The 25,821-nt window shown below is 72.2% G+C and carries 24 protein-coding genes; 7 read left to right on the top strand and 17 right to left on the bottom strand.

Annotated elements, in window-relative coordinates:
• Window positions 1-25 precede the first annotated feature (25 nt).
• From EKD16_RS07460 to recO, 3 genes are read right to left on the bottom strand one after another with little or no spacing between them, the layout of a single operon-like run.
• Complete coding sequence (locus tag EKD16_RS07460) at window positions 26-880, bottom strand: SGNH/GDSL hydrolase family protein (protein WP_242677282.1); 855 nt, start codon at window positions 878-880, stop codon at window positions 26-28.
• A complete protein-coding gene (locus EKD16_RS07455) occupies window positions 877-1,713 on the bottom strand; it encodes an isoprenyl transferase (protein ID WP_131097716.1) in 837 nt (278 codons plus the stop codon). The genes EKD16_RS07460 and EKD16_RS07455 overlap by 4 nt, the downstream gene beginning before the upstream one ends.
• Window positions 1,710-2,441: a DNA repair protein RecO gene (recO, locus tag EKD16_RS07450; protein ID WP_131097715.1), complete on the bottom strand. Its 732-nt coding sequence runs from the start codon at window positions 2,439-2,441 to the stop codon at window positions 1,710-1,712. The genes EKD16_RS07455 and recO overlap by 4 nt, the downstream gene beginning before the upstream one ends.
• Window positions 2,442-2,806: 365 nt before the next feature.
• On the opposite strand from recO, the gene EKD16_RS07445 reads away from it, so the two are divergent.
• Window positions 2,807-3,598 carry a CAP domain-containing protein gene (locus EKD16_RS07445; RefSeq protein WP_242677281.1) on the top strand — a complete coding sequence of 264 codons (792 nt, stop codon included), beginning with the start codon at window positions 2,807-2,809 and terminating at the stop codon, window positions 3,596-3,598.
• A gap of 102 nt (window positions 3,599-3,700) precedes the next feature.
• On the opposite strand, the gene leuA is transcribed toward EKD16_RS07445, so the two are convergent.
• The 4 genes from leuA to EKD16_RS07425 form a co-directional block, all read right to left on the bottom strand.
• Complete coding sequence (gene leuA / locus EKD16_RS07440; protein ID WP_131097713.1) at window positions 3,701-5,422, bottom strand: 2-isopropylmalate synthase; 1,722 nt, start codon at window positions 5,420-5,422, stop codon at window positions 3,701-3,703.
• A 537-nt stretch (window positions 5,423-5,959) separates the two neighbouring features.
• Window positions 5,960-7,681 (bottom strand): glyoxylate carboligase, encoded by a 1,722-nt coding sequence (gene gcl / locus EKD16_RS07435; RefSeq protein WP_131097712.1) that lies wholly within the window; start codon window positions 7,679-7,681, stop codon window positions 5,960-5,962.
• Window positions 7,682-7,818: 137 nt separating this feature from the next.
• Window positions 7,819-8,706, bottom strand: coding sequence for a 2-hydroxy-3-oxopropionate reductase (locus tag EKD16_RS07430; RefSeq protein ID WP_131097711.1), 888 nt, complete (start codon window positions 8,704-8,706; stop codon window positions 7,819-7,821).
• 50 nt (window positions 8,707-8,756) lie between these two features.
• Window positions 8,757-9,560: a hydroxypyruvate isomerase family protein gene (locus EKD16_RS07425; protein WP_131097710.1), complete on the bottom strand. Its 804-nt coding sequence runs from the start codon at window positions 9,558-9,560 to the stop codon at window positions 8,757-8,759.
• Window positions 9,561-10,320: 760 nt separating this feature from the next.
• Here EKD16_RS07425 and EKD16_RS07420 point away from each other — a divergent pair.
• Complete coding sequence (locus EKD16_RS07420) at window positions 10,321-11,115, top strand: IclR family transcriptional regulator (RefSeq protein ID WP_242677280.1); 795 nt, start codon at window positions 10,321-10,323, stop codon at window positions 11,113-11,115.
• A gap of 33 nt (window positions 11,116-11,148) precedes the next feature.
• Here the strand turns inward: EKD16_RS07420 and era are convergent, their stop codons facing one another.
• From era to EKD16_RS07390, 6 genes are all read right to left on the bottom strand, one after another.
• Entirely contained in the window at window positions 11,149-12,117 is a 969-nt protein-coding gene (gene era / locus EKD16_RS07415) for a GTPase Era (RefSeq protein ID WP_131097709.1), read from the bottom strand.
• Between the two features lie 60 nt (window positions 12,118-12,177).
• Complete coding sequence (locus EKD16_RS07410) at window positions 12,178-12,531, bottom strand: cytidine deaminase (RefSeq protein ID WP_131097708.1); 354 nt, start codon at window positions 12,529-12,531, stop codon at window positions 12,178-12,180.
• 160 nt (window positions 12,532-12,691) lie between these two features.
• Window positions 12,692-14,080, bottom strand: a complete 1,389-nt coding sequence (locus tag EKD16_RS07405) for a hemolysin family protein (protein WP_131097707.1) — start codon at window positions 14,078-14,080, stop codon at window positions 12,692-12,694.
• Window positions 14,077-14,574: an rRNA maturation RNase YbeY gene (gene ybeY, locus EKD16_RS07400; protein WP_131097706.1), complete on the bottom strand. Its 498-nt coding sequence runs from the start codon at window positions 14,572-14,574 to the stop codon at window positions 14,077-14,079. The genes EKD16_RS07405 and ybeY overlap by 4 nt, the downstream gene beginning before the upstream one ends.
• 98 nt (window positions 14,575-14,672) lie before the next feature.
• Window positions 14,673-15,719 (bottom strand): PhoH family protein, encoded by a 1,047-nt coding sequence (locus tag EKD16_RS07395; protein ID WP_131097705.1) that lies wholly within the window; start codon window positions 15,717-15,719, stop codon window positions 14,673-14,675.
• Between the two features lie 361 nt (window positions 15,720-16,080).
• Window positions 16,081-16,437 (bottom strand): histidine triad nucleotide-binding protein, encoded by a 357-nt coding sequence (locus tag EKD16_RS07390; protein WP_131097704.1) that lies wholly within the window; start codon window positions 16,435-16,437, stop codon window positions 16,081-16,083.
• A gap of 534 nt (window positions 16,438-16,971) precedes the next feature.
• Here EKD16_RS07390 and EKD16_RS07385 point away from each other — a divergent pair.
• On the top strand, window positions 16,972-17,502 hold the full coding sequence (locus EKD16_RS07385; protein WP_131102183.1) for a SigE family RNA polymerase sigma factor: 531 nt from the start codon (window positions 16,972-16,974) through the stop codon (window positions 17,500-17,502).
• The gene (locus EKD16_RS07380) at window positions 17,499-18,254 is read left to right on the top strand and encodes a hypothetical protein (RefSeq protein ID WP_131097703.1); all 756 of its coding nucleotides are present in this window, start codon (window positions 17,499-17,501) and stop codon (window positions 18,252-18,254) included. The genes EKD16_RS07385 and EKD16_RS07380 overlap by 4 nt, the downstream gene beginning before the upstream one ends.
• Before the next feature lie 153 nt (window positions 18,255-18,407).
• Here EKD16_RS07380 and EKD16_RS07375 read toward each other — a convergent pair whose 3' ends face one another.
• The 3 genes from EKD16_RS07375 to hrcA all read right to left on the bottom strand — a co-directional run bounded on the left by EKD16_RS07375 (window position 18,408) and on the right by hrcA (window position 21,531).
• Complete coding sequence (locus EKD16_RS07375) at window positions 18,408-19,196, bottom strand: 16S rRNA (uracil(1498)-N(3))-methyltransferase (protein WP_131097702.1); 789 nt, start codon at window positions 19,194-19,196, stop codon at window positions 18,408-18,410.
• Between the two features lie 160 nt (window positions 19,197-19,356).
• A complete protein-coding gene (gene dnaJ, locus EKD16_RS07370; RefSeq protein WP_131097701.1) occupies window positions 19,357-20,517 on the bottom strand; it encodes a molecular chaperone DnaJ in 1,161 nt (386 codons plus the stop codon).
• Window positions 20,518-21,531 carry a heat-inducible transcriptional repressor HrcA gene (hrcA, locus tag EKD16_RS07365; RefSeq protein WP_131097700.1) on the bottom strand — a complete coding sequence of 338 codons (1,014 nt, stop codon included), beginning with the start codon at window positions 21,529-21,531 and terminating at the stop codon, window positions 20,518-20,520.
• Between the two features lie 128 nt (window positions 21,532-21,659).
• Between hrcA and EKD16_RS07360 the strand changes: the two genes are divergently transcribed.
• The 3 genes from EKD16_RS07360 (at window position 21,660) to EKD16_RS07350 (ending at window position 24,501) form a co-directional block, all read left to right on the top strand.
• The gene (locus EKD16_RS07360; RefSeq protein WP_131097699.1) at window positions 21,660-22,499 is read left to right on the top strand and encodes a DUF3097 domain-containing protein; all 840 of its coding nucleotides are present in this window, start codon (window positions 21,660-21,662) and stop codon (window positions 22,497-22,499) included.
• A 92-nt stretch (window positions 22,500-22,591) separates the two neighbouring features.
• The gene (locus EKD16_RS26005) at window positions 22,592-23,686 is read left to right on the top strand and encodes a DUF4870 domain-containing protein (RefSeq protein WP_242677279.1); all 1,095 of its coding nucleotides are present in this window, start codon (window positions 22,592-22,594) and stop codon (window positions 23,684-23,686) included.
• Between the two features lie 209 nt (window positions 23,687-23,895).
• Window positions 23,896-24,501, top strand: a complete 606-nt coding sequence (locus EKD16_RS07350; RefSeq protein ID WP_131097698.1) for a DUF4870 domain-containing protein — start codon at window positions 23,896-23,898, stop codon at window positions 24,499-24,501.
• Window positions 24,502-24,555: 54 nt separating this feature from the next.
• On the opposite strand, the gene hemW is transcribed toward EKD16_RS07350, so the two are convergent.
• Window positions 24,556-25,788: a radical SAM family heme chaperone HemW gene (gene hemW, locus EKD16_RS07345; RefSeq protein ID WP_131097697.1), complete on the bottom strand. Its 1,233-nt coding sequence runs from the start codon at window positions 25,786-25,788 to the stop codon at window positions 24,556-24,558.
• Between the last annotated feature and the right edge of the window lie 33 nt (window positions 25,789-25,821).

Genomic DNA, 25,821 nt, shown 5'->3' with positions numbered 1-25,821 from the left:
CGGGCGGGCACGCTCCGGGTGCCGGCTACCGCGTGTGGTCGGCTGCCTCGCCGCCTGCACCGGTGCGCGTTCCGGTGGTCCACGGCGCGCCGACCGGCAGCGGCTCCGGGCGCTTGGCGGCGACACTGTCCCCGGACGAGCGCCCGGTCAGCCGCCGGCCCACCCACGGGACGAAGTACTCCCGCGCCCACTGCGCGTCGGCCCGGCGGGCGGCGCGCCGGTCGAGCGGGGGCGCGGGCGGCCAGTCGTCGTCGCCGCTGCCCTCGGCCCGGACGCCGAGGGTCTCGCACACCTTCAGCGCCAGGCGGCGGTGCCCCTCCGGCGACATGTGGAGGCGGTCGGTATCCCAGGCACGCGGGTCGGTCAGCGAGCGCATGGACCACTGGTCGACCAGATAGCAGCCGTTGCGGTCGGCGATCGAGCGGACATTCAAGTAGTAGCGGGCGAACGTGCCGATGCGCAGGCGCATGAAACCGCTACTGAAGTTCACGCCGGTGAACAGCACGACATCGGCGCCGGCCTCCTGCAGCCGGTGCACGGCCCGCTCCAGGATGCGGGCGAGCCGGTCGGGGTCGGCGCCGGGCCGCAGCAGGTCGTTTCCGCCCGCCGACAGGGAGGCCAGATCCGGCTTCAGCTCCGCGGCGCGCGGCAGCTGGTCGGCGACGATCTGGCGCATCAGCTTGCCGCGGACCGCGAGGTTGGCGTAGCGCAGACCGGGCACGTGGGCGGCCAGGTGCTCGGCGAAGCGGTCCGCCCAGCCGCGATACGCGGGGCGGCCCGCCGTCTGCTCGGGCGGGTAGGGGTCGCCCACGCCCTCGGTGAAGCTGTCCCCCAGCGCCACGTAGTCCAGCGCGTCGGTGTCGAGGTCCAGCGGGCTCAACGCGCCTCCTCGGTGGTCGTCGGTCGGGGCTCGACGGGATTGGGCACGGCGCCGCCGTAGCGGCGGTCGCGGCTGGCGTAGACCTGGCAGGCGTGCCAGAAGTGGCGGCGGTCGAAGTCGGGCCAGAGGGTGTCGAGGAAGACCATCTCGGCGTAGGCCGACTGCCACAGCAGGAAGTTGGACGTGCGCTGCTCGCCGGAGGAGCGCAGGAACAGGTCGACGTCGGGGATGTCGGGCTCGTCGAGGTGCTTGGCCAGCATGGCCTCGGTGATGCGGTCGGGGTTGAGGCGGCCCTCGGCGGCCTTGCGGGCGAGCGCCGCCGCGGCGTCGGCGATCTCGGCGCGGCCGCCGTAGTTGACGCAGAACTGCAGGGTCAGCGCCGTGTTGTGCTTGGTCATCTCCTCGGCGTCCTCCAACTCGGAGATGACGCTCTTCCACAACCGTCCGCGCCGCCCCGCCCAGCGGACCCGGACACCCATGGCGTGCAGCTCGTCGCGCCTTCGGCGGATGACCTCGCGGTTGAAGCCCATGAGGAAGCGCACCTCGTCGGGCGAGCGCTTCCAGTTCTCGGTGGAGAAGGCGTAGGCGGAGAGGTGGCCCACACCCAGCTCCAGCGCGCCCTCGACGACGTCGAACAGCGAGCTCTCACCGGCCCGGTGGCCCTCGGTGCGGGCCAGTCCGCGCTCCTTGGCCCAGCGGCCGTTGCCGTCCATCACGATCGCCACGTGCTGGGGGATCAGCTCCTTGGGCAGCTCCGGCGGCCGGGCTCCGCTGGGGTGCGGGTTCGGCGGCCGGTTGGCCGACGCGGTGGAGGAGGTGTTGAACAGGCTCAAGAGCGCTCCACAAGACGCAGCGATCGGATTCCGTTCTCCAGGTGCCACTGGAGGTGGGCGGCCACCAGCCCGCTGCACTCGTTGCGGTGGCGCTCCTGGCTGGCGTCGGCCTCGGGCCAGTCGCCGCCGAGCAGAGCCAGCATCAGCCGGAGCGTCTCCGGGGCGGGATGGGTGGCGCCGTGGGGGCGGCACACCGTGCACACCGTTCCGCCGGCGTGCACGGCGAAGGAGCGGTGCTCCCCGCGCGAACCGCACTGGGCGCACTCCTGCAGGGCGGGCGCGTAGCCGGCGACGGCCAGAGCGCGCAGCAGGTAGGCGTCCAGCACCAGGCGGGAGTCGTGCGTGCCTTCGCCCAGAGTACGCAGTGCCCCGATGAGCAGCAGGAACTGCCGCAGGGCGGGGTCCTTCTCGACGACGACGATCTTCTCGGCGGTCTCCACCATGGCGGTGGCCGCGGTGTAGCGCGAGTAGTCGTCGACGATGGACTCACCGTAGGAGCGCACGGACTCGGCCTGGGTGATGACGTCGAGCGTGCGGCCGGTGTAGAGCTGCAGGTCGACGTGGCTGAAGGGCTCCAGGCGGGCGCCGAAGCGCGACTTGGTGCGCCGCACGCCCTTGCCCACGGCCCGCACCAGGCCGGTGCGCCGGGTCAGCAGGGTGACGATGCGGTCGGCCTCGCCCAGCTTCCGGGTGCGCAGCACGACTCCTTCGTCACGGTAAAGGCTCACCCTCCCATTGTCGCGGATCCCGGGGCCGAACGTGCACGTCGGGCGAGGCGGGCGGACGACGGCCGCAGCGGCGCCGCGGCGCGCGCACGGGAAGACGCCGGAGATGCCCCCTATCCGACGAACGCCCTAAATCAGACATATCACGGCCAATACTCCCCTTCTATCTCGATTTGCTCTACGATCACGCGCGAGCAACCACATTCCCAATCGAACGGGGGCTCGACGCCATGGCACGAGGACGGCGCGGACAGCGGAGGAGGAGCGCGCACCGGGACAGCCGGCGGGCCTCCCGCCGCCGTGGGGCACCGGCCGAACGCGGGACCCGCCTGCGTCAGCCGCTGATCGGGGCACTGGTTGCCCTGCCCGTGGGCCTGGGCCTGGCCGCCGCACTGATCGTGGCCGCCGGCCCGCCCTCCGCCAACCCCCTCACGCAAGGCGCCCAGGCGAACGGGGAGGCCGCACCCGGCGCCGACGAGGCGCTGCCGCCGGCCGCCGACGACTTCTTCGACGGCGACCAGAGCGCAGGCACGCAGCAGGGCGGGCAGGACCGCGGATCACCGGGCGGTGGCTCGCCAAACCCCGCCCCCGGCGGCTCCGCGGGGACCGCTTCGCCGCCCGGCGCGATCGCCGAAGGCGGCGCCACGCTGGCCCCCTCGCAGGAGCCCGAGCAGCAAGAGCAGGACTCGGGCTCGGCCCCGGACTCCGGATCCGGGCAGGATTCCGACGGCTCCGGAGACAACGGCGATACCGGCGGCGGCCAGTCGGACTCCTCGTCGGGCGGCTCCGCGCCCTCGACCATGGCCCAGCAGGTGGTGGCCATCGCCAACGAGGAGCGGGCCGATGCCGGTTGCGCCCCGCTGCGCGTGGATCGGCGGCTGACCGCCGCCTCCGAAGCCCACAGCCGGGACATGGCGGAACGCGACTACATGGCCCACGAGACCCCTGAAGGCGAGGGGCCGGCCGAGCGCGCGGAGGACGCCGGATACGACGCGTGGTCCGGCGAGAACGTGGCCGCGGGCTACACCTCGCCCGAGTCGGTGATGGAAGGCTGGATGAACAGCCCCGGCCACCGCGCCAACATCCTCGACTGCGGCAACACCGAGGTGGGTGTCGGCGAGACCGACACCAAGTGGGCGCAGAACTTCGGAAGCGAGTAGTCAGCGGACACATGCGGCGGCGCCGGGCGCGGGCTGCGCAGCCCGCGCCCGGCGCCGCCGTATCGGTGAGCCGACCGGCCGGGCGCGCCGGCCGTACCCGCCTCAGTCCTGCTCGGCCTCGGCGTAGGCCCGGCCGATGGCGCTGCACACCGCCTTCAGCGAGGCGGTGGTGATGTTGTGGTGGATGCCGACGCCCCAGACCGTTCGCCCGTCGATCTCGGCTTCGACGTAGGCCGCGGCGCGGGCGTCGCTGCCCACGTCCAGCGAGTGCTCGACGTAGTCCAGCACCCGCACCTTGATGTCGGCGTCGGTCAGCGCGTCGCAGAACGCCGAGATCGGGCCCTGTCCACCACCGGTGATCTCGCGGATCTCCCCGTGCACCCGGACGTCGGCGCCGATGCGGTAGCCGCCGTCGTCGGCGGTCTGCGAGCGGTGCGCCAGCACGCCCACCGGGCCGTCGTCGTTCAGGTAGACGGCGGAGAAGATCTCCCAGATCCGCTCGCCGGTGAACTCGCCGCCCTCGGCGTCGGTGAACTCCTGGACCTTGTGGGAGAACTCGATCTGCAGGCGGCGCGGGACGTCCAGGGCGTGGTCGCGGTGCAGGATGTAGGAGACGCCGCCCTTGCCGGACTGGCTGTTGACGCGGATGACGGCCTCGTAGTTGCGGCCCACGTCCTTGGGGTCGATGGGCAGGTAGGGGACGTTCCAGGGCTGGTCCGAGACCGGGGCGCCCCCCGCGGCGGCGTCGTCCTCCCGCGCCAGCAGGCCCTTCTTGATGGCGTCCTGGTGGGAGCCGGAGAAGGCCGTGTAGACCAGGTCGCCGCCGTAGGGGTGGCGGGGGGCGACGGGCAGCTGGGTGCAGTGCTCGACGATCCGCCGGATGGCGTCGATGTCGGAGAAGTCGATCATGGGGTCGACGCCCTGGCTGAACAGGTTCATGCCCAGGGTGACCAGGTCGACGTTGCCGGTGCGCTCGCCGTGGCCGAACAGGCAGCCCTCCACCCGTTCGGCCCCGGCCATGACGGCCAGTTCGGCCGACGCCGTGCCGGTGCCACGGTCGTTGTGCGGGTGCACCGACAGGCACACGTGCTCGCGGCGGGACAGGCTGCGGCTCATCCACTCGATCTGGTCGGCGTAGACGTTGGGCGTGGAGCGCTCGACGGTGGCCGGCAGGTTGAGAATGATCTCGCGGCCGGGGCCGGGCTGCCACTCGTCCATGACGGCCTCGCAGACCTCCAGCGCGAAGTCCAGCTCGGTGTCGATGAAGATCTCCGGCGAGTACTCGTAGCCGACGTACTCGGTGTCGCCCAGGTACTGCTCGACGCAGCGCATGACCGTGCGGGTGCCGTCGACGGCGAACTTCTTGCAGCCCTCGCGGTCGACGCCGAAGACCACGCGGCGGAACTCCGGCGCGGTCGCGTTGTACAGGTGGACCGTGGCGCGCTTGGCGCCGACGAGGCTCTGCACCGTGCGCTCGATCAGGTCCGGGCGGGACTGGGTCAGCACGGAGATCTGCACGTCGTCGGGGATCAGGTCGTCCTCGACCAGGCTCCGCACGAAGTCGAAGTCGGTCTGGCTGGCGGCCGGGAAGCCCACCTCGATCTCCTTGTAGCCCATGCGTACCAGCAGGGCGAAGATCTCGTGCTTGCGCTGGGCGTCCATCGGCTCGATCAGCGCCTGGTTGCCGTCGCGCAGGTCGGTGGACAGCCAGCGCGGGGCGGTGGTGATGGTCGCCGACGGCCAGGTTCGGTCGGGCAGGTCGACGGCGGGGAAGGGACGGTAGCGGTGGATGGGCATACCACTGGGTTGCTGCTGCGGCTTCATGGAAGAAGGCTCCTTGATTGCGATCCCCTGCGTCTCCGCTACCGGTTGCCGGTGTGTGAGGGGAGACGAGCGGGCTCCTCGCGATGTGACGGCCGACCTGAACATGCCGAAGCCCCGCGGCGAGGGAGCCGACCTGTTCTTACCGACCCCCGCCGCGGCCGCTAAGGAGGAGCAGCTCACGCAGCATAGTGCTTGCAACCGTAGCAGACATCCGGACGCGAGCGCGGCGTCCGGACCGGCTTGGCGGCACGGCGACCGGCTCCCGAACGCCGGAGCGGCACCCGTTCCATCGGCTGTGAGCTGGTGTTTCACCGCGTTTTGCGGATCGGGTGCGCACCCGGACGAACATCCGCGAAACACCGCCGGGGCCCCCGCCCCCTTCCCCGCTTCAGCCGCGGACCGCGCCCGCCGGCGGCTCGGGCAGGTCGGTCGCCGGGGGCAGCGGCAGGCGCGCCGGCAGCGCCGCGGCGGCCTCCGGCGCCGGCCTGAGCGGTGCGGTGCCGGTCCGCCCGCGCGCCCGGCACCGCACCGCCCGGATCAGGCGGTGGCGCCGGGCAGCGGCTCGAACTCCTTGACGGCGTCGATGGCCGGACCGTGGGGCGTGTTGGCCTCCCGTTCGATCATGATCTCCACGAGCGCCGGACGCGAGGTCCGCTGGGCCTCCTTGCGGGCCCAGTCGATGGCGGCGCGGATGTCGCCGGGCTCGGTGACCCGGCGGCCGGAGCACCCGTAGGCCTCCATGATCTTGACGTTGTCGGTGCCGTACTGGTCGTAGTGGATGTCGACCTGGTAGTTCATGCCGTAGCCGATCTCGGCCTGGCGGATCAGCCCCAGGTACTCGTTGTTGAGCATGATGAGCACGAAGGGCACGTCGTACTGGGCGGCGACGGCCAACTCCTCCACGGTGTACTGGAAGCTGTAGTCGCCGACGACACCGACGACCTCGGCCTCGGGCTCGGTGCGCTTGAGCGCCTTCTTCACCCCGATGGCCGCCGGGATCTCCCAGCCGAGCGGGCCCGCCTGGCCGCAGACCTGGTAGTGGCGGGGCAGGTGGGCCTTCTGGTGCTGGCCGCCCCAGATCTGGTAGAGGCCGATGGCGGTGACGAAGTAGGTCTCGGGTCCGAACGCCTCGTTGATCTCCTTGTAGACCCTGGGCGCCTTGATGGGCGTGGAGTCGAAGTCCTCCCTGCGGCCCAGGTCGGCCTTGAGGCCGTTGACGCGGGCGACCCAGGCGCCGGGGTCGCGGGCGGGTCCGCGGCGCGCGGCGCGCTCGGCCAGGGCTTTGAGGAACAGTCCGGCGTCGGAGACCACGCCCAGGTCGGGTTCGAAGACCTTGCCGATCTGGGTGGGCTCGATGTCGACGTGGACGAACCTGCGCTCGCCGCGGTAGACGTCGAGCGTGCCGGTGTGGCGGTCGCCGAAGCGGGCGCCCACCGCCAGCACCAGATCCGATTCCAGGAACGAGGCGTTGCCGTAGCGCTGCGAGGTCTGGATGCCGGTCATTCCCGCGTAGAGCGGGCTCTCCTCGTCGAAGGCGCCTTTGCCCATGAGCGTCGTCTGCACCGGGACGCTCAGGTACTCGGCGACCTGGCGCAAGTCGTCGGCCGCCTCGGCGATGACGACGCCGCCTCCGGCGAGGATCAGCGGGCGTTCGGCGGCCAGCAGCAGGTCCAGGGCGCGTTCGACGCGCGGCGGGTGCGGGACCACGGGGTGGACGGGCAGCGGCGCGTCGATGGCGGGATCGTAGGTGATGCTCTGCTGGGCGACGTCCAGCGGAAGGTCGACCAGCACCGGCCCGGGCCGGCCCTCGCGGGCGATCCGGAAGGCCTCGCGGAAGATCCACGGCGCCTGGCCGGCCTCCTTCAGCTGAACGGCCCACTTGGTCACCGGCGCGGCGATCTCGACGATGTCGACCGCCTGGAACGCCTCCTGGTGGAGCTTGGTGGAGACGTTCTGTCCGGTGATGCAGACCATCGGGATGGAGTCGGCCATGGCGGTGTAGAGACCGGTGATCATGTTGGTGCCGGCGGGACCGGAGGTGCCGATGGCCACCCCGACGCCGCCGTTGGTGCGCGCCCAGCCGTCGGCCATGTGGGTAGCGCCCTCTTCGTGGCGGACGGTCAGGTGCTCGATGCCGCCCACCTCCTCCAGCGCCTTGTAGAGAGGGAGAACGGCCGCGCCGGGGCAGCCGAACGCGGTGTCGACGCCCTCGGACTTGAGGACCTCGACCACGGCGTTCATCGCGGGCATCTGTACCATGTTCGCTGAACCCTTCGGTGCTAGTGGGGTTTCCGGGCCGCCGGCGGCCTTGTCCGGGTGCGGCCAACACCCGGGCGCCCCTGTCGCGGCCGCGCCGCGAGGCGGGAGCGCCGTCCGCCGGCGGTCCCGGTCGCCGGTTACTTCTGCTCCGCCGCGAGCTGGTCGACGAGCTTGAGCAGCGCGGAGTGGTCGAGGCCGCCGTGGCCCTGAGCCTTGAGCGCGCCGATGAACTGGGCCACCAGCGCCCCCATCGGCACGGGAACCCCGACCTCGCGGGCGGCGGCGGTGACGATGCCCATGTCCTTGTCGTGCAGCTCGATGCGGAACCCCGGTTCGAAGCGGCGGTGGCGCATGGACTCGGCCTTGCGGGTGAGCACGGTGCTGCCGGCCAGTCCGCCGTTCAGCACGCGCAGGCCGGCCTCGGTCTCCACCCCGTGTGCCTCCAGGAAGACCAGCGCCTCGGCCACGAGCTGGATGTTGCCGGCCACGATGAGCTGATTGGCGGCCTTGACCGTCTGGCCCGCGCCCGCCGGTCCCACGAGGACGGCGCTGCCCATGGGGGCGAACACGCCGGCCGCGGCGTCGAAGTCGGCCGGGTCGCCGCCGACCATGATGGACAGCACGCCTTCGACGGCGCCGGCCTCTCCACCGCTGACGGGTGCGTCCAACACCCGCAGGCCGCGCTTGGCGCCTTCCTCGTTCACGGCGCGCGCGGTGTCGGGGCGGACGGTGCTCATGTCGACGACCAGCGTTCCGGGGGCGGCGCTGTCGAAGACGCCGCCCGTGGAGAACACGGCCTCCTCGACGTCGGGCGAGTCGGGGACCATCGTGATGACGACGTCGGCGCCGGAAACGGCCTCGGCGGGGGTCGCGGCGGCGGTACCACCCTTGCCGGCGAGCCGGTCGGCCTGCTGCGGGCTGCGGTCGTAGCCGCGGACGGTGAACCCGGCGGAGACCAGGTTGGCGGCCATGGGCAGGCCCATGATGCCGAGTCCGATGAAGGCGATCGTGCGGGACTGGGACATGGCGGACTCCCTCCTCGATGCGGATGGGTCGAACGGTCGCGGGGGCGCGGTCAGCGGCGCAGCCAGGCGAAGCTGTCCTCGGTGGCGGCGGTGGGCTTGTACTCCAGGCCGACGTGGCCGCGGTAGCCGCCCTGCTGCGCGGCGGCGAGCAGATCCATCAGCGGCAGCTCGCCACTGCCGGGCTCACCGCGGCCGGGGGCGTCGGCGATCTGGATGTGGCCGAACTCGGCGGCGTGGTCGCGGACGACGGCGGCGACGTCGTCGCCGTTGACGGCGAGGTGGAAGAAGTCGGCCAGCAGCGCGACGTCGACCGGTCCGCCGGCCTCGCGCGCCGCGGCGACGAACGCACGGCCGTCGGCGGCGGTGACGAGGGGGTAGTCGGCGGACCCGCTGATCGGCTCGATGAGCACCGTGCCGCCGACCGGCTCCAGGGCCTTGGCGGCGGCCACGGTGTTCTGCAGGGCGGTCTCGTCCTGCTCGGCCGGGTCGACGCCCTCCTGGCGCAGGCCGTAGAGCGCGTTGAAACCGGTGGTGCCGGTGCGATCGGCGATCGAGGCCACGACGTCGAGGTTGTCGCGAAACTCCGGCACCCGGTCGGGGTGGGAGAGGACACCGCGGTCGGGCCCGGGCAGCCGGCCGGCGAAGAGGTTCAGCCCGGTGAGACTGACACCGGCGTCGCCGATGGCGGTGACGAACGCGTCGACCTCGGCGTCACCGGGGACGGCGCTTTCGAAGGGCCACCAGAACTCGACGGCGTCGAACCCGGCCGCACGCGCCGCGGCGGGGCGCCGGTTCAGCGGAAGCTCGGTGAACAGCAGGGAGCAGTTGACGGTATAGGGCAGCGAGTGGCTCATCGCTCGCCTCCTCGTAGAGGGCGGACCGAGAGTGGGGATCGGGAAGGAGGGCCACGGGATAGCCGGTGCGGTCTACTGTATACAGAAAAATTCCGTATTTCGGAAATCAGTTTTCACTTAAAGGAATGATGTGAGTCTGCGGGACGCCCATGGGCTTGTCAACCTCCCAAGATGAGTGAGCCCGATGACGTCGGTGGCCACGGGCAGTCGGAGTGCGGCCCGACCGGGGGCGGCTCGGGCCCGCTGGGCGGCCTTGTGGCCTGCCGGGCGACGGGGGCCTGCAGGAGAAGCGGCGACGCCGGCGGATGGCCGGACCCGCGCCCACCGGACAGGGTGCCCGCCGGTGGCGCGCCCGATGGGGCGCCGAGCCTGCGGGGGCGCCTTCGTGCGCGAACAACGAAAACCAGGCCCTGGGTTTGGGAATTTGAGCACGAAGGCACGAAGGCCGGTGCCGGCGAACGCTCGCCCGCACCGCAGATCGCGCCCATCGCTGCGCCACCGCCTCTCCCGACTGGGTACGGTCGGCCACGTGCCGGCATCCGCCGAGGGACCTCCCGGACGGGGTCCTGCCCCGCCGGCTTCGGCCCATGCGGCGACCGCCTCCTTGATGCCTCCGATCCGGAGCCGACCCGATTTCGGACTATGGCTTCTATATAGCGGACATCAACTTTTACAATTCGAAAACAACAAGAGTCGGCGGACGCCCGGCGCGGACCGGGCGCCGCGTCCACCGGCGCACTAGTCGATGGGAGCAGCGCACGTGGCCACGTCACCGGCGGCGCCGGACGCCGCATCCGAGCCCAAGTCGCGATCGGGCGGCGTGCAGTCGCTCGACCGCGCGTTCTCCCTGCTGGAGATCATGGCCGACGCCGGCGGCGAGGTCTCGCTGAGCCGGCTCGCCGACGCATCGGGACTTCCGCTGCCCACCATCCACCGCATCATCCGCACCCTGCTGTCCAACGGCTATGTCCGCCAACTCCCCTCGCGCCGCTATGCGCTGGGGCCCCGGCTCATCGGCCTGGGCGACAGCGCGTCGCGGATGCTGGGCACGTGGGCGCGGCCCCACCTGACCCACCTCGTCGACGAGCTGGGCGAGACGGCCAACCTCGCGATGCTCGACGGCGACAAGGTGGTCTACGTGGCGCAGGTGCCCTCGCAGCACGCGATGCGGATGTTCACCGAGGTAGGTCGGCGCGTACCCGCGCACTCGGCGGGTGTGGGCAAGGCGCTGCTGGCCCAGCTGCCGGAACGGGACGCGCTGTCGACCCTGCGCCGGACGGGCATGCCCGCCGCCACCGACCGCACCATCACCGCGCCCGAGGACTTCGTCGCCGAGATGAACCGCATCCGCGAGCGCGGCTACGCCATCGACGACGGCGAGCAGGAGGTGGGGGTGCGCTGCCTCGCGGTGCCGGTGCAGGGCGGCCCCGCGCTGACGGCGGTGTCGATCTCCGGCCCCGAAGCGCGTGTGAGCTGGGACTTCGTCGAGCGTGCCGCCCCGATCGTGCGCCACACAGCGCTGCAGCTGGCGGGCGATCTGGATCACCGGGACTGAGGCGGCGACGCCGCGGGCGCGCCGCCTTTCACCTCAGGTCTGCTGGTCGAAGCCCAGCCGCCGCAGCTGCTTGGGGTCGCGCTGCCAGTCCTTGGCGACCCGCACCCGCAGGTCCAGATACACCTTGGTGCCCAGCAGCGCCTCGATGTGCCGGCGGGCGACCGAGCCGACCTCGCGCAGCCGGGCCCCCTTGGCGCCGATGACGATCGCCTTCTGACTGGGCCGCTCCACGTACAGCGACGCGTAGATGTCCACCATCTCCCGGTCGTCGCGGGAGTCCTCGCGCGGCAGCATCTCCTCGACGACGACCGCGATGGAGTGCGGCAGCTCGTCGCGGACGCCCTCCAGCGACGCCTCGCGGATCAGCTCCGCCACCAGCATCTCCTCGGGCTCGTCGGTGAGGTCGCCGCCGGGGTAGAGCGGCGGCCCCTCGGGCAGGTGCCCGCACAGCACGTCGGCGGCCGTGTCGACCTGGAAGCCGCTCTGCGCCGAGACGGGCACGATGTCGGCCCACTCCCCCAGCCGCTCGACGGCCACCAGCTGCTCGGAGACGGCCGCCCGGCCGGCGCGGTCGGTCTTGGTCACCAGCGCGACCACCGGCGTCTGCCGCTGAGCGGCCAGTTCGCGGGCGATGTAGGTGTCGCCGCGGCCGATCGGCTCGTCGGCGGGGATGCAGAATCCGATCACGTCGACCTCGACCAGGGTCGAGCGCACCAGGCTGTCCAACCGCTCACCCAGCAGCGTACGCGGCTTGTGCAGGCCCGGGGTGTCCACGACGATGAGCTGGGCGTCGTCGCGGTGCACGATCCCCCGCACGGTGCGCCGCGTGGTCTGCGGCCGGGTGCTGGTGATGGCCACCTTCTCCCCCACCAGCGCGTTCATCAAGGTCGACTTGCCCACATTGGGTCGGCCGACGAAGCAGGCGAACCCGCTGCGGAAGCCCTCCGGGTAGGAGGGCATCGCCAGCGGCGTACGCAGCTTGTCCAGGTCGAGGTCGTCCATCTCTCCAGTCTCGTCTGCTCCCGCGGCGGACGCCACCGGCGCGGGGTCGGGCGCGCCCGCTCAGGAGCGCAGGGCTGCGGTGGGTGTGCCGTCGGGCGCGGCCAGCACCACCAGCGGGGTCTTCATGTCGGCCGCCACCCCGCGGTCGGCCGCCGCCGCATCGGCGGCCGTGGTGACGACCGCCGCGGCCTCCAGTGCCTCGGCCTCGCTGGAGACGGCCGCCGCAACCGCCGCCTGTAGCGCAGTGAGCTGCAACGACGGCAGCGCGACCGTGGCCGCCGTGTAGGTGCGGCCGGTCTCGTCGCGCACGGCGGCGCCCTCGGCGGCGCCGGTGCGGGCGCGGGAGGCGCGCGCAAGGGTGATCAGCTTCTCGTCCTCGGGATCGATCCCTTCGGGCGCGGCGGTCTCGGTCACGGTCTGCACTCTCCTCGCTGCAAGCTCGTCGGTGTGGGCGGCGCAGGTTCGGCTGCCCCGCCCGCCGCCCCGGTGCCGGGACGCACAGGGGCGGCGGTAGAAGCGCGGAAGCGGGTGCTTCGGCCCGGCCGGCGCGGGCCGAGCGCCCCTCCGGAGGGCCTCACGTCTCCTCGGCCTGGGCCGGTTCCAGCTCCTCCACCAGCACAGTGGCGGTCTGGTTGCGGCGTCCAACCGTGTCCTCGGCGGTCAGCCGCAATCCAGCGTAGACGGCCTCGGAGCCGGTGATGGGCACCCGTCCCAGAGCGTAGGCCAGCAGCCCGCCGACCGTCTCCACATCGGGTGCGTCCAACTCGGTGCCGAACAGCTCGGACAACTCGCCCAGCGGCAGCCGGGCGGTGACGCGGGCACGGTGCTCGTCCAGGCGCTCGATGGGCGGGACCTCGTCGTCGTACTCGTCGGTGATCTCGCCGACGATCTCCTCGACGATGTCCTCGATCGTGACCAGCCCGGCGGTCCCGCCGTACTCGTCGATCACCACCGCCACGTGGATGCGGCGCTGCTGCATGTCCCGCAGCAGCTCGTCGATCGGCTTGGAGTCGGGCACGTAGGAGGCGGCGCGCATCACCTCACCCACGGTCTCGGTCTTCTCCGCGGCCTCGTCCGCGGCCCCGCCGCGCGCCCACTCCCGCCGGATCCGGGCGACGACGTCCTTGAGGTACACGATGCCGACCACGTCGTCCTCGTCCTCGCCCAGGACCGGGATGCGGGAGAAGCCGCTGCGCAGCGCCAGCGAGAGCGCGTCGTCGAGCGAAGCGTCGCGCTCGACGAAGACGATGTCGGTGCGCGGCACCATCACCTCGCGCACCGATGTGTCGTCGAGCTTGAACACCGAGTGGATCATCTGCCGCTCGTCGGCGTCGATGACGTGGCCGCGCTCGGCCAGATCGACCAGGCGGCGCAGCTCGCTCTCGCTGGTGAACGGGCCGCTGCGGTCGCCGATATTGCGCGGCGTGAGCGCGCGGCCCGACCGGACCAGCAGGCGCGAGACCGGACCGAGCACCGGGGACAGCGGTGCCAGCGCGGTGACGCTCGCCGACGCCACCGACGGAGCGAACTGACGGCCCAGGATGCGCGGGGTGACGCCGACGAGGACGTAGTCGGCGACGGTCATGAGCACGACCGCACACCCCGCTGCCGCCCACCCGGGCCCCAGCCAGCCGGCGAAGCCCAGCGTGAGAGCGACCGCGGCCACCACTTCGCAGGCCACGCGCAGCAGCAGCACGGCGTTCAGATGTTCGGTGGGGTCGGCCAGCACGGCGCGCAGCCGCCGCGCGCCTGCGCTGTCGTCGTCGGGGGCCTCGGCCTCCATGCCCGCGGTCCGGGTGACGGCCACCTCCGCGCTGACGAAGAACGCCGCGGCCGCGGCGAAGAGCACCGCAGCGGGCAGGGCGACGACCGGGGCCGGGCCGCTCTGACCCGCAACCGCCGCGGCGAGGTCCACGTGGCCCGGGACCGCGGCGGATCCCGTCCCCGGCAAACCGGGGATCATCGGGCGCTGTCTTCTCTCTCCTGCGCCCGGCCGCCGGACGCGCCCTCATCGGCACGCCAGCCCGCGAGCAGCTCCCCCTGCAGCCCGAACATCTCCTTGTGCTCGTCGGGCTCGGCGTGGTCGTAGCCCAGCAGGTGGAGGATGCCGTGCGTGCACAGCATGTCGATCTCCTCCTGGGCGCTGTGGCCCGCCTTGTCGGCCTGGCGGGCGGCGACCTGCGGACAGAGGATCACATCGCCCAGCACACCGGGCTCGGAGGGGCGGTCCTGGCCGCCGGGTCGGAGCTCGTCCATCGGGAAGGACAGCACGTCGGTGGGCCCGGGCTCATCCATCCAGCGCACGTGCAGCTCTGTCATGGGCTCCTCGTCGACCAGCACCACGGACAACTCCGCCAGCGGGTGGATCCGCATGGCGTCGAGGACGTAGCGGGCCAGCCGCGACAGGCGTTCCTCGTCGGCGGGGACGCCGGACTCGTTCGCGACGTCGATACTCATTGCTCAGTGCGCCTTCATCTCGTGCTCGGTAGGGAGCGGCGGAACGCGGGCACCTGCGCCCCGGCGCTGCGCGCGGGTGACGGCGCCCACGGCCGCCGTCACCCGGAGGTGCCGGTGCCGCCGGAACGGATGGCCGACCGCCCCCGTGCGCCCTGGGACCCGTTCTGCTGCTTGTCGTAGCGGCCGTAGGCGTCGACGATGGCGCTGACCAGCTTGTGCCGCACCACATCCGTGCTGCTCAGGCGGCAGAACCCGATGTCGTCGATGCCGTACAGGATGTTCTCGATGGTGCGCAGCCCGCTGGAGGTGCCGTCGGGCAGGTCGACCTGGGTGACGTCGCCGGTGACCACGATCTTGGAGCCGAAGCCCAGGCGCGTCAGGAACATCTTCATCTGTTCCGGAGAGGTGTTCTGCGCCTCGTCCAGGATGATGAAGGAGTCGTTGAGCGTGCGCCCGCGCATGTAGGCCAGCGGCGCCACCTCGATGGTGCCCGCCGACATCAGCTTGGGGATCGACTCCGGGGACAGCATGTCGTGCAGCGCGTCGTAGAGCGGCCGCAGGTAGGGGTCGATCTTCTCGTAGAGCGTGCCGGGCAGGAAGCCCAGCCGCTCGCCGGCCTCGACCGCCGGGCGGGTCAGGATGATCCGGTTGACCTGCTTGTTCTGCAGCGCCTTGACCGCCTTGGCCATGGCCAGGTACGTCTTGCCGGTTCCGGCGGGGCCGATGCCGAAGACCACGGTGTGGCGGTCGATGGCGTCGACGTAGCGCTTCTGGTTGAGGGTCTTGGGCCGGATCGTCCGCCCGCGCGACGAGAGGATGTCGTGCGTCAGCACCTCGGCGGGGCGTTCGCCGTCGTCGCCGCCCGAGGACCGCAGCATGCCCAGCGTGCGGTCGATGGCGTCGGGCGTGACCACAGTGCCGTTCTTGACGAGTTCGAGCAACTCCTCGATCAGCCGCACCACGACCGAGGTCTCCTCGGGGCTGCCGCTGATCGTGATCTCGTTGCCGCGCACGTGTATGTCGCTGTCGAACGAGCGCTCCACCGTGCGGAGCAGCTCGTCGCCGGAGCCCAGCAGGTTGACCATCATGTGCTCTTCGGGCACCGAGATCTTCACCTGGGTGGTCTGCTGTGTTGACTCGACCATGATGTGGCCTTGCGGCCGTCTCGCCCCTGCCTCTCGCGATCTGGAGTCGGTTCGCCTGTCGCGCGGCCCCGTATCGGGGACGTGATCACCGTGGCCGCAGTGATCGAAAGCGAACTCTGTCGTCGATTTCGAGTCTACCAACGCCGCCGCAGCACTCCCGAGCGATTTCCCGCCCGTTGTCCGGGCCCTGGCGGAGCCGCTCCGCGCCCGCCCGTCACCCCCCACCACCCCCAACGGAGGCGCTCCGCGCCCGGCCCGCACCGTCACCCCCCACCGCCCCTAACGGAAGCGCTCCGCGCCCGGTTTCTAGCTGGCTAGCTGGCTTGCCGGCTAGCCGGACGGTTGCCGGAGGGGCTTGTCGCTAGCCGGGGGGCCACTCCATGCCCCGTCCGCCCAGCAGGTGGCAGTGCAGGTGGAACACCGTCTGCCCGGCGCCCGAGCCCGTGTTGAAGACGAGGCGGTAGCCGGTGGAGGCGATGTCCTCGGCCTCGGCGATGGCGTGGGCCTCGGCGGCGATCTCGTCCAGCAGGCCCGTTCCGGCGCGGGCGGCCGATGCCGCGTCGGGGTAGTGCTCGCGCGGAATGACCAGCACGTGCGTGGGCGCCTGCGGGTTGATGTCGCGGAAGGCCAGCACGCGCTCGCCCTCTCGGACGATCTCGGCGGGCACGCCGCCCGCGACGATCTTGCAGAACAGGCAGTCGGGCTCGCTCGTGGTCACCGTCGGGCCCCTCCGTCTCCGTTGTCGTTGCGGTCCCGCGGGCAGCGAGTCGCCCCGCGGATCCTTCCCATGATGCCCCAGTGGCGCATGGTGCCGCGCGGATGCCGGGCGCACCTGCCCGATCGACGGCTCGGTGCGTGAAGCCCGCCTCTGTTCGACCGTCCGGCTGCCAAGCGCATGCGCCATCTCCTACGGTGAGCCTCGTGCCGTCTTCCCCTCAGCAGGTGGTGTTCCGCATGAGGCCTCCCCACCGGCCCGCTCCCCCGGGCTTGTCCCCGCCGCCGCGTCCGTTCCGCCGAGTCTCGGGCTATTCTGTTGCTTTGCGTAACTTCGGCCGCGCCGTCCTGTACTGTCGGCACTCCGCCAGAGGCATTCGGGCGGCGGGGCGCGGGTGTGCCGCGCGCCGGGGACGGCATGCGGTTGTTGGCGGATGCCGCAGGATTTCGGCGACGACGAGGCGGAACGAGAAGTACAGGTATGCCCTTTCGTAAACCCGGCGACAAGGGCGCGCGTCAAACCGACGTGACTGAAACTATGGTCGCAGGGGCCCCGGCGGCGTCGGTCTCGGTCGATTGGGACGCCGACCAGGCCGTCACCCAGCTCTACAGCACGCAGTACCGCCCGCTGGTCCGGCTGGCCACCCTGCTCGTCCGCGACTCCGCCACGGCCGAAGAGGTCGTGCAGGACGCCTTCGTCGCCATGCACGGCGCCTGGCGCCGGCTGCGCGACCCCAACAAGGCGCTGTCCTACCTGCGGCAGTCGGTAGTCAACCGCGCCCGCTCTGTGCTTCGGCACCGGGCCGTGGTAGAAAAGCACGCGCCCAAGGCCCTTCCCGACGCACCCAGCGCCGAGCAGGGCGCGATGGGCGAACTGGAGCGAGCGGCCGTCATCGAGGCCCTGCGCGACCTGCCCACCCGCCAGCGTGAGGCGATCGTGCTCCGGTATTACGGCGACCTGTCCGAGGCGCAGATCGCCGACGCGATGGGCATCAGCCGCGGCGCAGTCAAGAGTCACACCGCACGGGGGATAGCCGCGCTCCGCTCGGTTCTGGAGCACACGACATGACCGAACCACCCGACGACGCCTTCGAAGAGCGGCTTCGCGCCCTACTGCGCGCCGAAGCCGACTCCGTCGACCCCTCTCCCGAGGCGCTGAACGCGATCCGGTCGCGCACGCAGCGCGGGAGCAACTGGTTCTCCGCTCTGCTCAACGCCTCGTGGCTGCGGCCCTCGCTGGCGGTGGGCGCCGCGGCGGTGATCGCGGGGTCGGTGCTTCTGGGCACGCCGCAGGTCCGCGACCAGATCCTGCCGCAGTCGCTGACCACCCCCGCCGAGGAGCACGAGCCCGCGCCCGAGCGCGGCGAGGGCGGTCCCGGCCAGGACGAGGACGACGTCTCCGGCAAGGCCGAACCCGAGCCGGACCCGGCCGACCGCCCCAGCGGGGGCGCGGAGCCCACCCGGCGTCCGCCCGAGCCCGAGTCCACGGGCGGCAGTGCGGCTCCCTTCGGCACCACCCAGCACTGCGCCGGCTCCGCTCCGCCGCCCACCCCGGCACCCAGCCCTTCGCCGGGCACGACCCAGGCCAGGCCCGGCGGTAAGCCCGGCGCGCCGGACTCCGAGTGCGAGTCCACCGACGAGCCCACGGTTCCGACCGAGGAGCCCTCGCAGTCCGATCCCGGCGACGGTTCCACCGGCGGCTCCACCCCGCCGCCCGGCGACGGCGACCAGGGCGCCGACGGCACCACGCCACCCACCACGGGTCCGGAGAACGGCTCCTCGGGCACGATCGGCAGCGACCCGGTGCTCGAAACCGACTGAGCCGCGAACGGCACGCGGACGCGGTCGGGGCGGAGCTCACGAGTAGAGCACCGCCCCGACCGCGTCCGCCGTCTTCGGGATCCGCCGACCCCCTAGGAGCGCGGCGCCCGCTCCGGTTCGGCGCCGCGTCGGCGCTCTCCCGGGAGAGGCTGCTCACCATCGCCCGCAGCGTGCCTGGAGCACCGCCAGCGCGGCCACTCCCGCGGTGGAGGTGCGCAGCACGGTCGACCCCAGCAGCGCACGCACCGCGCCCGCCGCGTCCAGAGCCCGCAGTTCGCTCTCGGCGAAACCGCCTTCCGGACCAACCACGACGACGATCCCGTCCGGGACGGCCGCGGGGGCGTCCTCGGCCCGAGGCGGATCCCCCGCGGCAGCGGCGCTCCCAACGGGCAGCGGCAGCTGCGAGAGCCGACTGTCGGCCTCCTCGTGCAGCACGATGCCCACTCGGGCCGACGCGATCCGTGCGCACACGTCCCCGATCCCGGCCAGGTCGGCGACTTCGGGGATCCGGCTGCGCCGGGACTGCTTGGCGGCCTCCCGCGCCGTCGAACGCCACTTGCCGAGCGACTTGGCCGCGCGTTCGGGCTTCCAGCGTGTGATGCACCGCTCGGCCGCCCAGGGCACGATGCGGTCGACGCCGGCCTCCGTCATGACCTCGACCGCCAGTTCGCCGCGGTCGCCCTTGGGCAGCGCCTGCACGACGGTCAGCGGCGGGCTCGGCTGCGGGTCGGTGCCGCGCTCTTCCACGGCGCACACGACGCGTTCTTTGCCGACCTCGACCACCCGGCAGCGCGCGCGGGTGCCGGCTCCGTCGACCAGGTGCACGGTCTCGCCCACGGCCATGCGCCGCACGGCCGCCGCGTGCCTGCCCTCGGCGCCGGTCAGCACCGCGGTGGTGCCGTCGAGCTCGCCCGGCTCGCTCAGGAAGACCGGAGCTGTCACGCATACCTCGATTCCATGGCCGAGCGCCCCGGAGGCGGCACAGCCGTCGGGCACGGGTGCGCTCCCGCGCCCACGGATGCGCGCGGCGCAAGAAGGCGCCGCCGGACCGCTCGGAGGCGGTCGCGGCGGCGCCGGAAAGCAGCTGCCGGGGCCCGCCGCCTCAGCGGGCGCTGAAGGCGTCGCGCAGCCGGGAGAACAGGCCGCCGTGGCCCGGGCTGAACTTGCCCGGAGGCTGGTCCTCGCCGCGCAGTTCGGCGAACTTGCGCAGCAGCGCCTCCTGCTCCTCGTCCAGCTTCGCGGGAGTCTCGACGTCGACCTGGATCATCAGGTCGCCGCGCCCGCTGCTGTCGAGGTGCCGGGTGCCGTGCCCGGAGAGGGTGATGACGTGTCCCGAACTGGTGCCCGGGCGCAGGTCGATCTCCTCGGTGCCGTCGAGCGTCTCGAAGGTGAACGAGGCGCCCAGCGCGGCGGCGGTCATCGGCACGGTTATCGTGCAGTGCAGGTCGTCGCCGCGCCGCTCGAAGGTCGGGTGCGGGCGCTGCACGATCTCCAGGAAGATGTCGCCGCGCGGCCCGCCGTTGGGTCCGACCTCGCCCTCGCCGGCCAGCTGGATCTGGGTGCCGTCCTCGACGCCCGCGGGAATCTGCACCTTGCGGGTGACCTTCTCGCGCACCCGGCCCTCGCCGGCGCAGTCCGCGCAGGGGTCGGTGATGATCGTGCCCTGCCCCGAGCACTGCGGGCACGGGCGGGTGGTCATGACCTGGCCGAGGAACGACCGCGCCACCTGGGAGACCTCACCGCGGCCCTGGCACATGTCGCAGGTGTGGCGCTGGCTGCCCTTGGCCGCGCCCTCGCCCTGGCAGGTGTCGCACAGCACGGCCGTGGGGAAGGTCACGTCCTTGGTGACGCCGAACGCGGTCTCGGAGAGGTCCATCTCGATGCGGACCTTGATGCTGCGTCCGCGCCGCACCCGGTCGCGGGGGCCGCGCCCGGCGCCGGCCTGCCCGCCGCCGAAGAACGCGTTCATGATGTCGTCGAAGGGGAAGCCCGAGGCGCCGAATCCGCCGGCGCCCGCGCCGCCACCGCCGCCGCCGCCGCCGGAAGGAGCGAAGGGGTCGGCGCCCATGTCGAACATGCGCCGCTTGCTGTCGTCGGATAGGACCTCGTAGGCCTGGGTCACTTCCTTGAAGCGATCCTGGGTGGCCGGGTCCGGGTTGACGTCCGGGTGGAGTTCGCGGGCGAGCCGCCGATACGCCTTCTTGATCTCGTCCTGGGATGCGTCGCGCCGCACCCCGAGGATCTCGTAGTAGTCTCTCGCCACTTACTGCCCCGCAAGTATCTGTCCGAGGTACCGAGCCACAGCGCGTACCGCTCCCATCGTTCCTGGATAGTCCATCCGGGTCGGACCCACCACACCGATCTTGGCCAACGGCTGGTCGCCGATGCCGTAGCCGGCCGAGACGATCGATGTGGAGTGCAGACCCTCGTGAGAGTTCTCGGCGCCGATGCGCACCGTCAGCATGGAAGGGTCGCCCATCTCCCCGAGCAAACGGAGCAGGACGACGTTTTCTTCCAAAGCCTCCAGTACCTCCCGCAGGCTAGCCGAGAAATCCATCGCGGCGAGATTCGCCGTTCCTCCGAGGACGATCTTCTCCTCGTGCCGCTCGACGAGACTCTCCAGGAGCACCGACAGCACGGCCGCCGCCAAGGCGCGATCGTCCGGCGCTATCTGGGCGGGGAGGTCCTCGACGGCGGTGGGGACGTCGGTGAGCCATTTGCCCACAAGCGCCCGGTTCAGCATCTGGCGCAGGCTTTCGACGGCCTCCTCGTTCACCGGCTCCAGCCCGTCGATGACCCGCTGCTCCACACGCCCGGTGTCGGTGATCAACACCATCATCACACGCTGCGGCGCCAGCGGCACCAACTCCACGTGCTGCACCGAGGAGCGGGTGAGCGACGGGTACTGGACGACCGCCACCTGCCGGGTGAGCTGGGCCAGCAGGCGCACCGTGCGCCCCACGATCTCGTCGAGGTCGACCGCCCCGCCGAGAAACGTCTCGATGGCGCGCCGCTCCGCGCCGGAGAGCGGCTTCACCGTGGACAGCCGGTCGACGAACAACCGGTAGCCCTTGTCGGTCGGAACGCGCCCCGCGCTGGTGTGCGGCTGGGCGATGTAGCCCTCTTCCTCCAGCGAGACCATGTCGTTGCGGATGGTGGCAGGAGACACGCCCAACGTGTGGCGGTCGGAGAGCGCCTTCGACCCCACCGGTTCGTTCGTGGATACGTAATCCTCGACGATCGCACGCAGAACCGCCAGCTTCCGGTCGTCGAGCACGCTCTCACCTCCTGGCACTCCATGGTTCCAAGTGCTAATTCTAAGCCGTAGCGCAAGGAGTGATCGAAAACGGGCCGACGGAGCACCGGGCCGAGGCGCACCGGCCGGGCGCCGATAGAATCCCCGCCGTGCACAGCGACTCGGGCAAGAGGTACGGCGAGGACGTCCTGGCAGGCGACTGGCGGCGGCCGCGCAAGGGCGCCGTCGCCGAGGTCGCCCTGGAGCACGGGCTCGTCCTGGAGTCGGCCGACGAAGGGTTCTGCGGCGCCGTCGTCGGCTGGGACAAGCGGACGGTGACCCTGGAGGACCGGAACGGCCGCCATCGCGTCTTCGACCTGGAGCCGGCGGCGTTCCTCGTGGACGGCCGGCCGACAACGGCGGTCCGCCCCGCCGCGGCGCCTACCGGGCCGACTCGCAGCGCCTCCGGCTCGATCGCGGTGCGGGGTGCGCGCTCGCGGGTGGCCCGGGAGAGCCGAATCTACGTCGAGGGCGTGCACGACGCCGAGCTCGTGGAGCGGATCTGGGGCCACGACCTGCGCGTGGAGGGCGTGGTCGTGGAGTACCTGGAGGGTGTCGACCACCTGCCGGCGATCGTCGCGGAGTTCGGTCCGGGGCCGGGGCGGCGGTTGGGCGTCCTGGTGGACCATCTGGTGCCGGGCTCCAAGGAGAGCCGGATCGCCGAACAGGTCGCCTCGCCCGATGTGCTGGTGACCGGCCACCCCTTCGTGGACATCTGGCAGGCGGTCAAGCCGTCGGTCGTGGGCATCTCCGCCTGGCCCGAGGTCCCGCGGGGCGTCCCGTGGAAGGAAGGGGTGCTGAAGGCGCTGGGAAGCCGCGAGGAGACCGGTGAGGCGTGGCAGCGCATCCTGGGGTCGGTACGCACGTACGCCGACCTGGAGCCCGAACTACTCGGCCGCGTCGAAGAGCTCATCGACTTCGTCACCGCGGCACGCGGGGTGCAAGACTAGGCGTGTCCGGGGACGCCGCCCTCGCGCGGTGGCCTGCCGGGGCACCGGATGGCACTATCGGCCAAACGAAATCGGCACAGCCAAGGGACAAGATGAGCGAGACGCCGCCCAACCGACCGCAGCCCCAGGAGGGGCCCTCCGGTGACCAGTCGGCACCCGGCCGCGCCCCGTCCGGCGGGCAGCCCGGCCAGGGGCAGGCGGGCGCCGAGGAGCAGCAGGCCGGGAGTGTCCAGCCGCAGCCGGGGTACGGCCATCCCAGTGGCGGACAGCCCGGCTACGCCCAGCCCCAGCCCGGGCACGGCGACCAGAGCGGCGGACAGCCCGGCTACGGCCGACCGGACGAGGGCCGACCGGGGTACGGCCACCCGGGGTACGGCCCGCCGCAGCCGGGGTACGGCCACCCCAGTGGCGGACAGCCCGGCTACGCCGGACAGCAGCCGCAGCCGCAGCCGGGGTACGGCCAACCCGCCGGCGGAGCGCCCGGCGGCCCGGACCCGTACGGCCGACCGCAGTCCCCCTACGCCCCTGAGCAGGCCGCACAGCAGCACCCCGGCTACGCCCAATCGGGCTACGCCCAGCCCGGCTACGCCCCGCAGCAGCCGCAGCCCGGCTACGGGCAACCGGTATACGGGCAGCAGCCCGGCGCGCCGCAGGCTCCGCAGGGGTACGAGCAGCAGCCGCCCGGCGCCTACCCCGGCGGCCAACCGGGCTACGGTGCACCCGCCCAGCCCGGCGGACCCGGCCGACCGGCTCAGCCCGGCTACGGAGCCCCGGCCCAGCCGGGCACGGCAGGCTTCCCCGGCCCCGGCTACGCTCCCCGGCCCGGCGCCTCCGACGACATCACCTGGGCGATGATCGCCCACCTGGTGAGCCTGCTCTTCTCCCCCCTCGTACTCGGCTGGGTCCCCGCCCTCATCGTGTACTCGGCCAAGCGCAAGGACTCCCCGTTCGTGCGCAGCCACGCGAGCGAGGCGCTGAACTTCCAGCTCACGCTGCTGCTCCCGTACTTCGTCGCGTGGGTGGTCTTCCTCGGCCTCGGCGTCTTCTCGCCGGCGCTCTCCTGGATCGGTTCGCTGTTCGTCGGTGCGGTCCCGCTGGTCGGCATCGTGCTGGGCGTGCTGGCCGCAAGGAGTGCCGCGAAGGGCGCCGCGTACCGGTACCCGGTGTCCATCCGGATGGTGAAGTGACCGTTCTCCGGTTCCGGGACGGGGACGACCGGTAGGGATTCCACGTCCCGGCCCCTGTGGGAACCGCGGCTTGCGTGAAAGAGTCTCACCATCGAGACCTGCAGCGATCGGGCGCCGGGCAGCGGCCCCGCCCGGTGGCGGAGTCCGGCGCACGAGCCCCGACGGCAGTCCCGATGCGGCTGCCCGGCCGATTTTCGAAAGAGGAGACCATGAGCTACCCACCGCAGCCCGAACAGCCCGGTTACGGGCAGAACGGCGGCTACCCCGACCACCCCGGCGGATACGGCCCGCCGCCCGGGGGCGACCCCAACTACGGCCCTCCGTCGGGCCCCCAGCCCGGTTACGGCCCTCAGGCGGGCCCCCAGCCGGGTTACGCCTCGCAGTCGGGGCCGCAGCCCGGCTACGGCCAGGGCTACCAGCAGCCGCAGTACCCCGCGCCGATGTACGGCTACCAGCAGCCCTACGGCCACCCCGGCGGGCAGTACGCTCCTTCCGCCGACGACCGCACCATGGCGCTCGTGGCGCACCTCGGCGGACTCCTCACCGGGTTCCTGCTCCCGCTGATCCTCTTCCTGGTGAAGAAGGAGGAGTCGCCCTTCGTCCGCGACCAGGCGGCCCAGGCGTTCAACTTCCAGATCACGATGCTCATCGGCTACGTCATCTCGTGGGTCCTGATGTTCGTCATCATCGGCCTCTTGACGATTCTCGTCGTGTTCGCCTGCGCGGTCATCTTCGCCATCATCGCCGCCGTGGCGGCCAACAAGGGCGAGTGGTACCGGTACCCGAAGGCACTGGCCATCCCGATGCTGCAGTAGTCGCCGCCGCGCCGACCCGCGGGTGCCCGGAGCACATTCGGGCGTCCCGCGGAGTCAGGTGAGATCGCGGACCACGGCGTCGGCCAGGAGCCGTCCGCGCCGGGTGAGGACGGCCCGGCCGTCGGCGTGCGCGGCGGGATCCAGCAGCCCGTCCGCCACGGCCCGGGCGGCCGCGGCGCGCCCCTGGGCGTCGAGGAGCTCCACCGGGCAGCCCTCGGCCAGGCGCAGTTCGAGCATGATGCGCTCGAAACGGCGGTCGGCGGCGTCGAGGACTTCGCGCGCGTGGCCGGGCGAGCGCCCTTCGGCGAGCCGGGCGGCGTAGGCGGCCGGGTGCTTGACGTTCCACCAGCGCGTTCCGCCGACGTGGCTGTGCGCGCCCGGCCCCACGCCCCACCAGTCGCCGCCGGTCCAATAGAGGCGGTTGTGGCGGCTGCGGGCGGTGGTGCCGCGGGCCCAGTTGGAGACCTCGTAGGCGTGCATGCCCGCTTCCGTCAGGGCGTCGTCGGCCATGACGTAGCGGTCGGCCAGCACGTCGCCGTCGGGCTCGTGCAGCTCGCCGCGGCGCACCCGCGCCGCGAGCCGCGTGCCCTCCTCCACGATCAGCGAGTAGGCCGAGACGTGGTCCACGCCGGCCGCGACCGCCGCCTGCAGCGAGTCCTTCCAGTCGGCGCCGGTCTCGCCGGGTGTGCCGTAGATCAGGTCGAGGTTCACCCCGTCGAACCCGGCCTCGCGCGCCCACTGCGCGCACTTCTCGGGGCGGCCCGGGGTGTGGGCGCGCTCCAACACGGCCAGCACGCGGGGGGCGGCGCTCTGCATCCCGAACGAGACGCGGTTGACGCCCTGTTCGCGAAGCCGCGCCAGCACGCCGGAGTCGACGGTTTCGGGATTGGCCTCGGTGGTGACCTCGGCGCCCGGTTCCAGGCCGAACTCGGCGTCGACGGCCGCGAGGATGCGGCCGAGGTCCTCGGGCGGCAGCAGGGTGGGCGTACCGCCGCCGAAGAAGACGGTGCCGACCGGGATCTCGGCGGCGCCCAAAACGCGGCGGGCCATGCGGATCTCGGCGACGGCGAGGTCGGCGTAGCCTTCGCGGGTGGCGGTGTGCCCGCCGTCGCGCGAGACCAGCTCGGCGGCGGTGTAGGTGTTGAAGTCGCAGTAGCCGCAGCGCGTGGCGCAGAAGGGCACGTGCACGTAGAAGCCGAAGGGACGGCTGCCTGCTCCGGCGGCGGCGTCCTGGGGCAGGGCGCCGTCGGCGGGTACGGGATCGCCGTCGAGAGGCACGGAAGGCATACCCCCAGTGTCGGCGATGGCGGCGACCGGACG

The sequence above is a fragment of the Streptomonospora litoralis genome (assembly GCF_004323735.1).
In the GTDB taxonomy this organism is placed as follows: domain Bacteria; phylum Actinomycetota; class Actinomycetes; order Streptosporangiales; family Streptosporangiaceae; genus Streptomonospora; species Streptomonospora litoralis.
This window is presented reverse-complemented; position numbering and strand designations above follow the sequence as displayed.